Below are 12539 nucleotides of genomic sequence, written 5' to 3' on the forward strand. Positions count from 1 at the left end.
CACTGCCTAAAGCGCCAGTTAATTTTAACTGGCGCTTCTTTTTTAGCTAATCTCTTGAGCTAGCTTGGGTATAGAACTCAAACTAGATTAATTTCCAGTACAGAATTCACCGATACTCCATTCCATTTATAGGTGTAGTGTTTAGTCTGACAGACTTTAGTGACTAAGTTCGGTTTAAAGAGCGCATAGCAATCATGCCCCTGATGGCGAACTGACTGATAAACGATCCCGTCACCTTTTTGCTCCTTGATTTCAGTAGCCAACATTTGCGAGTAGGAATAGTTTGTCGGATGGTAAATGTTTTGGTCGAGGTATTGCTGCTCAGTAAAATCGACCAACTGCGCACTAAACCAGGCATCGATACAACGCATCTGAATATCCTGTGCAGGTTCCTGGGTGTACCCCATCACCCGCTCCATATGATGAACGGTTTCCTTTATGGCGGTATTCACATCCGGTGCTGCATAGTAAGCTCCGTAGTCGGCGGTGTTAAATCGTGCTCCATCCGGATTGACATGGGTAAAAGCGGCCATCACATAACTGCAGTGCGGGATCCCCACTAAGCGTTCTTCAAGCGGGATCTGCGAAAAATTACCGACCTCTTCCGAAAGGCGAGGATTGGTTATGGCCTCGACGACAAATATCGCTTCAAGCTGTTTGGGCTCAGCCACATCTTCATACAAATTGATGGGCGGATATTTCGATGGGATCAGACGAAAGCAATGCTGATCACTGAAGGATTTCACTGGATGGCTCATCTAAGACTTCCCACCTCGCCAGGCATTCAGACGAGATGCTACCTGATATAAGTCAACCACTTTGCCCTGAACCAGGATATCCATTGCCGAGCGACCAGCAAAAAACGGGTGGGAGTTGGGCTTCTGCACCCATTGGTACACACTCTCTTCAGCGGTAAACATGATTCGAAGACATTTGTGAATATTGAGTATATAACTCATCCGCTCCAGCAGATCCTTCGACACCTTAGCCGATTCTGGATGACTACGATACTTATTCAACGTAGAGCGACTCGCCAGGCCAAGAATGGCCATCTGCTGTGCCTGGGTGCAAGCCCACTTATCAAGAATATTAAAAATAACCGGTAGCACCATGTTACCCGCCTCTGGCATTGACTGCCCTTGTACCGCATGGGATGCGTTCATAAGCACCTCTCACTATAGTTGTTTGTTCATTTATATACAATTATAGTCGAAATGTACATAAACAGAGAAAGCGACACTTGTTTTAAATGCAACTAGCCCGAGGCTCTCAAGCGGCCGTTAGTTATAAAGATGTGATCATTTCCACAATAGAGTAATTACTCATGTCGAATAGCTTTCCTTGGTTTACCCTTAATTATGAATATGGCGCTATTGCGCAGTTTTTTTAGGAAGTAACTCTTACAGCAATTTGGAGAGCTACAATGAAAATGCTAGATCTACCCAAAAACTTCTTTATAAAAAAGCAATCAACGAAACACCGTTCATCGACTAACACACAGAGCGCGTTACTTAACCCAAAAACTGAAAATTACGAATACCTCGATGAATACTCACAAACACTGTTAAAGAAAACCATCGAATTTTTTGAACAACGAGGAAAAGCAAAACTAAAAGAAGATGATCATGAACGTCTTTGGTACGCAGATTTTCTAGCGTTTGTGAAAAAAGAACAGCTATTTGCCACTCTCCTGACTCCCAGTTCCTTTGGTGATGAAAACACTCGGTGGGATACATTTCGCAACTGCGCACTCAATGAAATACTAGGCTTTTATGGATTGGCGCACTGGTATACCTGGCAAGTCAGTATCCTGGGGCTAGGACCAATCTGGATCAGTAAGAACGAGCATATAAAAAAGAAAGCGGTTCAACTGTTACAGGATGGTGGCATATTTGCTTTTGGATTATCGGAAAAGGAACATGGTGCCGATATCTACGCCAGTGATATGGTTTTAACACCGCAAGAAGATGGTAGCTACCGTGCAAACGGCGGCAAATACTACATTGGTAACGGTAATAAGGCTGCTCTGGTCTCAACCTTCGGCAAGCTCGCGGATACCGACGAGTACGTCTTTTTCGTCGTGGACTCGCAACACGATAATTACCAGCTCGTTCAAAATGTTGTTAACTCTCAAAACTATGTCGCCGAATACCGCCTTAATGATTACCCCATCCGGGAAGAAGACATACTGGCCAAAGGTCGTGATGCCTGGGATATGGCTTTAAATACAGTCAACATCGGCAAATTCAATCTTGGCTGGGCGTCAATTGGCATCTGTACCCACTCCTTTTATGAAGCTATCAATCATGCCTCGCACCGACGTCTTTTTGATCACTACGTCACTGACTTTGTCCATATCAAGTTGCTGTTTACCGAGGCCTATGCCCGTCTTACCGCGATGAAGATGTTTGCCCAGCGCGCAATTGATTATATGCGAATTGCTAGCCCTGAGGACCGTCGCTACCTCCTGTTTACACCTATGGTAAAAATGAAAGTCACCACTCAAGGTGAGGAAGTGATGAACTTGCTGTGGGATGTTATTGCCGCGAAAGGCTTTGAAAAGAACATGTACTTCGAGATGGCGGTAAGGGACATTCGCGCCCTACCTAAGCTCGAAGGTACCGTGCATGTCAATATGGCCTTAATTTTGAAGTTTATGGGTAACTATTTTTTCAAACCCGGAAAGTTCTCAGACGCGCCTAAGATGAGACAAGCAACCAATGACGACTTTTTATTTAATCAGGGGGCTACCAAGGGGCTTGGCAAAACACGTTTTCATGATTATCGAGAAGTGTATGGTGAATTTGATTCCCACAATGTGAAGATATTTAAAAAGCAAATTCGCCTGTTGAAGATCCTGCTGCTGCTAGGCAAGCCGAATAAAGAGCAGACAAAAGATTTCGACTTCCTGTTAAATCTCGGCGAATTATTTACATTGGTGGTCTACGGACAACTCATCTTGGAAGAAGCCAAACTAACCAACCTTGATGATGACATTATCGAGCAAATCTTTGATGTCATGATCCGAGATTTCTCCAAATTTGCTTTACAGTTAAGTGCCAAGTCGAGTGCGACTCTGGTCCAACAAAAGATTTGTGAGCGAATGATAAAACGTCCATATGTGGACAATATCCGTTACCAGCAAATGTGGGATAACTACGTTAATGTCACTAAAGATCAATACGAGATGAACCCATAACACAGGCATAAAGAAGTGCGGAAACGCTGACAAAAAAGAGCCTGCCGATATATGGCAGGCTCTCTTCAGTTACCCTACTCGCCTAGTTTGAACTAGGTCAAGTTATTGATAGCGAGCTGCAGTCTTTTCTGCCACCTTAACAATCACTTTTACTGCCTGTTCCATACCTTCAACAGTAATAAACTCGTGAATGCCGTGGAAGTTATAACCGCCAGTAAAGATATTTGGACATGGCAGACCCATGAATGACAAACGTGCACCGTCTGTACCGCCACGGATTGGCTTGATCAATGGCTGTACATCACACTCGATCATCGCATCTTTGGCAAGCTCGATGACGTGCGGATGAGGCTCAACCATTTCACGCATGTTGCGGTAGCTGTCAGTGATCTTCAGCTCAACACGACCTTTCTTCAGCTTGCTGTTTAGCTCGTCGACTTTCTCCTGCATGAAGACCTTACGGCGCTCAAGACCTTCACCATCAAAATCACGAAGAATGTAGTTCAGCTCTGTTTTAGCAACACCACCTTCCATAGCAACCAAGTGATAGAAGCCCTCGTAGCCTTCAGTGCACTCAGGTGTTTCTTCGGTAGGCATCATGAGCTGGAACTGAGCGGCGATGTTCATGGCATTGATCATCTTATTTTTCGCTGTGCCCGGGTGTACGTTGACACCATGGCAAATGACATCAGCAGATGATGCGTTGAAGTTCTCAAACTCAAGCTCGCCAACCGGACCACCATCAATAGTGTACGCCCATTTAGCGCCAAACTTCTCGACATTGAACAGGTCTGCACCGCGACCAATCTCTTCATCAGGTGTGAAGCCAATGCAGATTTCACCGTGTTTGATTTCTGGGTGTGCTTTCAGGTAAGCAACGGCGGTAATGATTTCAGCGATACCGGCCTTGTTATCAGCACCCAATAACGTTGTACCGTCAGTGGTAATAATATTGTGACCGTGTAACTTGTTCAGATCCGGATACTGAATTGGAGATAGCACCTCATCGCCAATACCCAAGGCAATGTCACCGCCCTGATAGTTTTCGACGATTTGCGGTTTAACATCTTTACCGGATGCATCCGGTGCAGTGTCCATGTGCGCAATAAAGCCAATGGCCGGCACGTCATGTTCAACGTTTGCAGGCAAACGAGCGGTCAGGTAGCCATGTTCGTCCAACGCCACATCGGACAGCTCGAGTTCAATAAGTTCTTTTTTAATCTGTTCTGCTAGCACTCGCTGCCCTTCAGTACTCGGACAGTGGTCGACTGATGAGTTAGATTGAGTCTCAAAGCTCACGTAACGCAGAAATCTCTCAATTAATTTATCCATGTCTCACTCATTCGTATTGGTAAGTTAGAAGTGCTGATTCTTAATGAGGCGCTAATCATATACTGCTTGCCTCAGAAAATACCGGGCAAGTATCAGGGACTCGACAGCAAAATGAATTGCGATGAATCAGTTTTTCAGTGAAATGTATAAATTTATTCCAATATTTGAGACTTAAACTACTTTATAGCCATTGAAATCGTGTCTATATCAATATAATTATAAGTTAATATCACTGCTACCCATGCTTTTCATGTGTAATATGACATTTTCCGCTCTCATCGATGGGTCATTGAAAAAGCGGAACAATTCGTTAGTTGCCGCCTTCTCAATAATTGGGCTAACGGCCATTGAATCAATGATACTCGGAACCAGCGTTCCTAGCTGCTCAGCGGTGTGAAAATCTCTCCTTGATTGCAAAGAGCAGGCATTAAAACCTGACAATGACACGTCCATACGGGCCGGTATCGCCCCTTTGGCCAAGTTGAACTGACGAAGAAAATCAGGTTCAGAAACAATCGCTGCTATCTGATTTGCTTGCTGTTCATCAAGCAAAGGATTCTTAAACAGTGCAAAGCTGTCCATATTGTAGATAAAACCAGGTTGTTTAGACGGTGTGGGATAACAAGAGATCGAGTCAGGAAATTTGCCTTCTATCGCCATCAGCTCCCCCGCCACCCAATCTCCGGTAATTTGAAATGCACGCCTGCCGGACAATAGCTCCTGGGTGGCCTCCTCCCAGCGCTGATTTGTTAAGTCCGGCAGCACAATCGCGCTGATTCGCCTAAATTTATTCAGGGCCTCAAGCGTGAGAGGGCTATCAAGCACATCGGGTTCCAATTCGATAAATGCCCGGCGGTAGTAATCAGGCCCTCCCAGCCCGAAGGCAATGTTTTCAAACAACTGAACGACTTGCCAAGGTTCATTGCCCAACGCCAACGGAGCAACCCCGCGTTGTTTAAGCTGATAGAAAACATCAATCATCTCATCCCAGGTTGCTGGCATAGTTAACTGATGGCGATTTAGAACCTCATGGTTTACCCATACCCAATTAAGTCGATGAATGGTAATGGGAACGGCAACATACTCTTCCTTGAACTGGTGTATATCACGTGCCAAAGGAAGCAGATTCTGATCCCAGTGATTACTGTTGGCAACCGTATCCAGTGAATGCAAAAAACCCAATGCTGCCCATGATTTAATAGCCGGCCCTTCAAGCAGGGCCATATCTGGCGGATTGCCCGCAATGGCGCGAGCTTGCAGAATTGACTTGGCAGTATGACCACCGCCCCCCTGAACAGGGACATTCACCACCTCGAAGCCAGCCTCTTGCAGGGCGTGTTTCACCACCTCTGCCGATTTAGCCTCACCTTGCGACGTCCACCAATGAAGAAAGTGAACATCTTCCCTTGCCTGCACTGAGAAAACACATCCAATGAATAAAGCTAAAGCAATTAATCTCATACATCTCTCGCAAAGAATAGCTGGACCTCAAGTCCCTTTTCGTCATGGTTGGCAAGCTTAAGATCGCCGCCGTGTGATCGGGCGATGCTTCTCGAAATTGTCAGCCCTAAACCGGACCCATTGCCATCGTCACGCTCTGCCCTGTAATAAGGCTCAAAGACTTTTTCCAGCAGTTTGTTATCTATACCCGGCCCATAGTCACGAATAGTCAATTGAAGAAAACCGGGAGTCTCATCAAGACGGATGTCAACTTTGTGACCATAAAGCACGGCGTTATCGACAAGGTTATAAATACAGCGCTTCACTGCAATTGGCTTACCCAGATAGCGCACCTTCGGTATATCGTTCAACTCAACGCACCGGTTATTGCGGTTATAATAATCGGCACAATTGTTGAGTAACTGTTGAATATCAATCCACTCAGGCTCTTCATGAATATCCGTATCCCTAATGCACTGAAGGGCTGCCTTCAACATCAGATCGACCTCATTAAGCAACTTCTCAAACCGTTGTCTGGCCTTGTCATCATCCAGCATTTCGGTGCGAAGTTTCAGGCAGGCCAAAGGGGTTTTCAGATCGTGAGAGATAGAGCTGAACAACATCTCACGATCTCGGATATAAGCTCTTACCCTGCGGTTCATTTTATTAAAGGCATGAATTGCGCTGCGGGTTTCCCTGCTTCCTTCTTCCTTAATTTCGGTTGTTGTGAACTGGGCGCCCATCAATGTTGCCGCCTTTGCCAATGACTTGATCGGCCGGATCTCCCTTTGCAGTATCCAGGCGGTGCACAACATGAGCAGAATAGAGGTAATAGCAAGAATTAGTAGCTGGCGTTTATCAATAAACTGAGTTGTCAGCGAGGAATGAGGAACTGGCAACACAGAGGCTATATAAAACCATTCATGTTCGGACATCTCTATTTGCATGACAACGATAGGCAGATCTAATTCACCAAGAACCAAACTATATTTCGTCCAGATTTCTGGAAGTTCTGCCAGTTTAATACCAGAATTAAAAACCCGTATATCATCTCTTTGAGTTATCGTCACGTGGACACTATTGGCTGATACAAGCCTGTCAAACAAAACGTTGGCGGTAAATTCAGGCAACCACTGCGTAAAAGTCAAATCAGGGATCGCATCCATTTCTATTTTTTTGTTATTGATGGAAATAAAAAAGCGTGTGCCACCAACATCTCTTAGTTGATTTAGAATCAAGTGGCGGTAATTAAGAGGCAGTGATTGAAAGTAATTGTATGTATCGGCTGCGGCATTAGAGATATTCTTCATTGTATGCTTTGCATTTTCTTCTTTTGTCGCTGCATTTGTTTGATACCAAATAATCCCTGCCAGTAGTTCAGCAATGACAATTGCCAATAATAAAGTAATACCGACACGAAACGTAATCGATTTGAAAAAACCAAACCTCACTCTATACCTCCACTGGCTGGTATTTATGCTTCAGATAATGAATCAACTGCGAGCATGTACCCTTTATTCCTGACGGTAATAATAATAGTTCGTTCATCATCATGGAGGTGCTTTCTCAATCGACTCATCTGAACATCAATTCCCCTTTCAAGCGGATCAACATCTCGTCCCCATACGCATTGTGCGATTTCATCACGGCTAAAGACTTTGTTCGGGTGCTGCAACAATAGGAATAACAAAGAGAAGTCCGCACCAGATAACTGAACTACTTCACCGTCGGTATGCACCAACTGCCGCTTTACAGTGTCAAACGTCCAGTCAAGAAAACAGATCTTGCGGTTGAACGGGGTGTGAGTGCTAAATTGGCTTCTGCGAAGCAGTGCCTTAACCCGAGCCAACAACTCTCTTGGGCTAAAGGTTTTTGTTATGTAGTCATCAGCACCAATCTCAAGCCCGGCCACCCTGTCAGCCTCATCGCAGACAGCCGTGAGCATAATAATAGGGACATGTGATTTCAGTCTTATTTTGCTGCAAAGTGTTAGGCCATCATCTCCGGGCAACATGATATCCAAGACAATTAAGTTCGGCTCCTCCTTATTTAAGTGCAACCACATTTCATCGCCATCAGCAGCTGTCAGTACATTAAAACCTGAACGGCCAAGATATTCACTGAGCGCATCACGAATTTCTTCACTGTCATCAACCACTAATATTGTTTTTCTTTCCATGAAAAAACTCTCTACCTGTCGTTGAAATGTTTTTAATAAACTTATCATCTTATATTTTAGTTATAGTAACACCGAGCCTCCTTCCAATTCTATTTTTACTCATGCATATTTGTAAGAGAACACTTACAAATATCAATGTAACAATAGCAAGCGGCAGATAACAGTAATTGTAAGTCGTCCCTTACAAAGCAATAACATTTTAAAACTTCAGTAAAAGTAGAATCCTGTAACTTATGTGAGGTGAGTTTTTTATATAAATATCACCGTCAAACATAAGGAAAGCCATATGACAACCGAGGCTACGTTGACGCCTGACAAAGGCATCTCGATATTATCAGCGTTGAAGCAAGCAGCTTCGAAACTATCAACCATCGGGAAGGCATTAATGCTTCCCATCTCCATCTTACCTGCAGCAGGTTTGTTACTCGCTTTTGGTGAAAAACTTGATATCCCACTGATGCTTAATGCTGGTGGCGTTCTATTCGACAATCTACCTGTGTTATTTGCAGTCGGTGCCGCCGTGGGATTAGCGAAAGAATCTGGCATTGCCGCATTGGCTGCCCTTGTCGCCATGCTGGTTATGAATGTAACTATCAGTACTAACCTGGGTATTACGCCAGAAATGACAAGCGAAGGTGCCTATGCCATGGTGTTAGGAATTCCCACCTTACAAATGAACGTCTTCGGCGGCATCATATGCGGGATCTTAGCCTCTAGCATGTATAACCGATTTCATGATATCCAGCTTCCACCTTTTTTAGGCTTCTTTGCCGGTAAACGCTTTGTTCCCATTGCGACAGCACTCAGTGCCTTCGTACTTGGTCTGATTCTGCCTAGTTTCTGGATGTACGTACAGGCAGGGATTATTGCCTTGTCCAATGTTGTCAACGGTGATAACCAGGCCCTCTCTACCTTCGTTTTTGGCTTCACTGAAAGAGCACTGATCCCAACAGGCTTACACCATATCTGGTACCCGTCTTTCTGGTTCTCGTTTGGCGAGCACACCACCGAAGCTGGTGCGGTAATTAATGGTGACCAGACTATCTGGTTTAAGATGCTGGCCGAGGGAGTCAAAGACTTTAGCTCCGACACCTATCAAGGCGCTGGTAAATTTATGCAGGGTGAATTCCCGCTGATGCTATTTGCCCTGCCGGCAGCTTGTCTGGCGATGTACCACGAAGCGAAGACAAAAAACAGAAAGTATGCCGCCGGTATCTTGTTCTCGGCCGCGCTTACCTGTTTCTTAACCGGTATTACCGAACCTGTCGAGTTTACCTTTATCTTTGTCTCGCCCCTGCTATATCTGTTTAATGCTATCTGTACTGGCTTTGCCTACACCTTCATGTACCTGCTTGATGCGCACCTTGCAAAGACATTCTCAGCTGGTTTCATTGACTATGTCACGCTTGGCATCATGCCTTCATTTAGCGGCTTTGAGACTAACTATTTCGCGGCCGTGATCGTCGGTGTGCCAATGGCTGCGCTGTATTACTTTGTCTTCCGTTTTGTCATTCGTAAGTTTGATGTACAAACACCGGGACGTACCGATGATGTAAAAGAAGAGATCACGCTAACGGATGAGCAGTTAACTAAGCTCACCCTGGATTTCGTAGGTGGCAAAGACAACCTGACATCAGTGACATCATGTATCACTCGTCTTCGTCTGGAAGTGGTAGACACATCACTGGTAAATGCAAAAGGGCTTGAAGATATTGGCGCCATGGGTGTGGTGAATGTAGGCTCGAACGGTATCCAGGTTATCTTTGGGGCTAAAGCGCAATTTATTGCTGACCAAATTAACAAGGCGTAACACTGTAATAGTTAATACTCTCCCACTCTAAAATCCAAAGCACATGTTAAGTATTCAGATACTTTCATGTGCTTTATTTATTCTGGGGCACTTAGTTGCCACTCATAGGGGCAATGAATAAAAAATCAGGCTACATATGTTAGCCTGATTTTCATTTCATTCATCGGTGGTGGGAAGATTAACTGCCTTGTAGGCTAACTCTCTTGCGAACTAGCTACCTTGAGGAATCCAGGGCGTTACCTTTACGGCGCGCTGAGGAAACTTAACTTCCTCGCCTTCGGTAAGCTCAGCAAGCTTAATGATCGCCTTGTTATCCTTCACCGAGATTATCTTGCCATCAGAAAGGCGAATAGGCTCAATCACATCATTCGCAAAATGAACCACAACGCCGCCCACTTCAGGCATAAACCAACTTGAGAACATTCCACCCAAGTCTGATAACAGTTTATCCATCTGCGGAGCAAGAGTCGCAATTTCTGCCTGGCTAATACTTTGCCCATAGTCTTTGTTGGCAATAACCTGCATGGAAAGGTCGCAAGTAATGCCATCATCAATCACAAACGTCACATCCGGGTTAGCCTGACGCAGGTTAGAGTCGATGGGAACAACCAGTTCATTGTTCTCGGGGATCACCAACTCTTCGTAGTGTTTCTCTTTGCGCATCGAGCCCTTATGAACAGTACAAACATTACCGTCGTCCTGATTTAACAAGAAAAAGGCAATACGCACATCCTCATGGCCTTCTTTGACATTCTGTTTCAGCTTGCCGTAGAGCGAGCTATAACGCATTTCTATATTTTGGGCAGAAGCGTCCTGAGCATAGACAGACGCTGTGGCAAACATGCCAGCTAAAAGCCAATGGTGTAACTTCATCCTTTATCCTTGGCGCCAGTATTTATTGTTATGTCTGATCATCGACTGTATTTCATCTACATACGCCTGACCACGTTCCGAATAACGGCTTAGTCCTTCAGCCAGCTTGGTGCCTTCAATCATCTGGCCGGTACGGCGCTGAGCCGCTCGAATCTCGCGCAAATCAGCATAGGCACGATTTCGGTTCACGTTCATAAAGTATGCCTGTACAGACAGATACGCCGAATCAAACACCGCCACTTCATGGGTTGCGCCATTTGTACGTGAAGCAGGTACTAAACCGCAACCCGCACGATAACACCATTGACCAAAATAGTTATTACCTTCAACAGCAAAGCGTGATGTACCCCACCCCGATTCATTGGCGGCCTGGCTTAATACCAGCTCTTCAGGTAGCACATCGACACGTTTCAACATTTCATTGAGCCATGACTTGGCAATAGTTTTAGCCGCACTGTCTCCCTCTAGCGCAACCTGATACATTTTGCCGAGCTTAGCCGAGTATTCATACTCTTCGCTACCGAGCTTGTCTTCCGAGTCAAGCTTGGCCTGAATACTCAACAAAAACTGTCGCTCTCTTTCAACCCGCTTATTCTCATGCTCAACAGCCGGTCGAAGAAAATCAAAGAAGGCCGCTTTCTTCTGGTTTACATCCTTAAAGGCTCGAAAATCAGGTTTAGATGTATATGACGCTTTAATCTTCGTGTCGTCGACAGCTTCTGTTAACGGATTCTCTGGTGGAGTTTCGCCACAGCCTGCCAGGCCTGTGATCAGCGCCAATAGCGCAAGTTTTTTTGTTGTTTTTATCACGCGTTAAAAACCTTAGAGTCATCTGTTGTCGAGTTGTCGTCGTCACCGCCCTTTTTCATTGATGTTACCTGCAGCGTAATACCAAACAAGTTACGGTAGACAATCCCCTTAACATTGAAGAAGAACGGTATGGTCCAGATCAGGCCAACGCCGGCTGTTGCAAAAGAAATGAAGAACATGATCAGCACGACCAGATAAATAGCGGTCAGCGGCATAAGTTTTCTCACTGTCGCCACCAACGAGTACTGAATCGCTTTCAACGGGGTTACGCGCTTCTCACACACCAGTATGATCGCCATACTAAAGCCCATAGAAAGGAACAAGCCGATTAACGGGAAAATAGCATTACCAACCCCCTGCAGCGACGACGTCAACAGCATAGTCACAACAGAGACCAGGGTGAACGGGAAGCCTTTAACCAGATGGCTAGGTTTGGTTGGCAAGCCGACAGCATGGTTCAGCGCCATCAGGCTAACGCCTACATATAGCGGGGCACTCAGTACATCTGACCAAAAGTTCGCCATATAGCCAGCCTGAACAATTTCCGAGGAAATCTCGCCGCCTGTCACAATCGCCTCAAAGAAAAGCGAGGCATCACCAAGCTGTACCTGCAGGCCAAGCATCAACAGCGCAACCTGGGCCAAAAACAAACCGATGATTGCAGGGAGAAACGAGAGGAAATTCTTGGCCGTTACCTTCCAGGCTTCCTGAAGTATTGCAAAAGCCTGAAGTTCAGAGTCACCCTTCATGGCTTTATCGATCGAGCCACCGACATGGAAAGTTTTGTTGTTCATTCTGTTTTATCAACTAATCAGTAATCATAGTGACGTGATTGTACGCTAGCCGGCCTCTATATAAAAATCGAACTAGCACTAAATTGTTAAATAGGTATTAAC

Annotated in this window: 11 protein-coding genes; 2 read left to right on the top strand and 9 right to left on the bottom strand. The window is 45.2% G+C overall.

Annotated elements, in window-relative coordinates; genetic code table 11:
• Positions 1–77 precede the first annotated feature (77 nt).
• Together EIZ48_RS20265 and EIZ48_RS20270 are read right to left on the bottom strand one after the other, a co-directional pair.
• A complete protein-coding gene (locus EIZ48_RS20265; RefSeq protein WP_160655456.1) occupies positions 78–758 on the bottom strand; it encodes an RES family NAD+ phosphorylase in 681 nt (226 codons plus the stop codon).
• On the bottom strand, positions 759–1163 hold the full coding sequence (locus EIZ48_RS20270) for an MbcA/ParS/Xre antitoxin family protein (RefSeq protein WP_160655459.1): 405 nt from the start codon (positions 1161–1163) through the stop codon (positions 759–761).
• A 260-nt stretch (positions 1164–1423) separates the two neighbouring features.
• Between EIZ48_RS20270 and EIZ48_RS20275 the strand changes: the two genes are divergently transcribed.
• Positions 1424–3199, top strand: coding sequence for an acyl-CoA dehydrogenase family protein (locus EIZ48_RS20275; RefSeq protein ID WP_240153036.1), 1776 nt, complete (start codon positions 1424–1426; stop codon positions 3197–3199).
• Between the two features lie 102 nt (positions 3200–3301).
• Here the strand turns inward: EIZ48_RS20275 and pepT are convergent, their stop codons facing one another.
• From pepT to EIZ48_RS20295, 4 genes are all read right to left on the bottom strand, one after another.
• Positions 3302–4531: a peptidase T gene (gene pepT / locus EIZ48_RS20280; protein WP_160655462.1), complete on the bottom strand. Its 1230-nt coding sequence runs from the start codon at positions 4529–4531 to the stop codon at positions 3302–3304.
• A 216-nt stretch (positions 4532–4747) separates the two neighbouring features.
• Complete coding sequence (locus EIZ48_RS20285; protein WP_160655465.1) at positions 4748–5992, bottom strand: ABC transporter substrate-binding protein; 1245 nt, start codon at positions 5990–5992, stop codon at positions 4748–4750.
• The gene (locus EIZ48_RS20290) at positions 5989–7422 is read right to left on the bottom strand and encodes an ATP-binding protein (protein WP_160655467.1); all 1434 of its coding nucleotides are present in this window, start codon (positions 7420–7422) and stop codon (positions 5989–5991) included. The genes EIZ48_RS20285 and EIZ48_RS20290 overlap by 4 nt, the downstream gene beginning before the upstream one ends.
• A gap of 23 nt (positions 7423–7445) precedes the next feature.
• Positions 7446–8150 carry a response regulator transcription factor gene (locus EIZ48_RS20295; protein WP_160655470.1) on the bottom strand — a complete coding sequence of 235 codons (705 nt, stop codon included), beginning with the start codon at positions 8148–8150 and terminating at the stop codon, positions 7446–7448.
• Between the two features lie 286 nt (positions 8151–8436).
• Here EIZ48_RS20295 and EIZ48_RS20300 point away from each other — a divergent pair, with 286 nt between their 5' ends.
• On the top strand, positions 8437–9960 hold the full coding sequence (locus EIZ48_RS20300) for a PTS transporter subunit EIIC (protein ID WP_192928657.1): 1524 nt from the start codon (positions 8437–8439) through the stop codon (positions 9958–9960).
• A 210-nt stretch (positions 9961–10170) separates the two neighbouring features.
• Here EIZ48_RS20300 and EIZ48_RS20305 read toward each other — a convergent pair whose 3' ends face one another.
• From EIZ48_RS20305 to EIZ48_RS20315, 3 genes are read right to left on the bottom strand one after another with little or no spacing between them, the layout of a single operon-like run.
• Positions 10171–10833, bottom strand: coding sequence for a DUF2987 domain-containing protein (locus EIZ48_RS20305; protein ID WP_160655472.1), 663 nt, complete (start codon positions 10831–10833; stop codon positions 10171–10173).
• Positions 10834–10836: 3 nt separating this feature from the next.
• Positions 10837–11643 (bottom strand): glucosaminidase domain-containing protein, encoded by an 807-nt coding sequence (locus tag EIZ48_RS20310; RefSeq protein ID WP_160655476.1) that lies wholly within the window; start codon positions 11641–11643, stop codon positions 10837–10839.
• On the bottom strand, positions 11640–12437 hold the full coding sequence (locus EIZ48_RS20315; protein WP_160655479.1) for a hypothetical protein: 798 nt from the start codon (positions 12435–12437) through the stop codon (positions 11640–11642). Before EIZ48_RS20315 ends, EIZ48_RS20310 begins: the two co-directional genes overlap by 4 nt.
• Between the last annotated feature and the right edge of the window lie 102 nt (positions 12438–12539).

It is taken from the genome of Photobacterium alginatilyticum (assembly GCF_009910675.1).
Lineage (GTDB): Bacteria > Pseudomonadota > Gammaproteobacteria > Enterobacterales > Vibrionaceae > Photobacterium > Photobacterium alginatilyticum.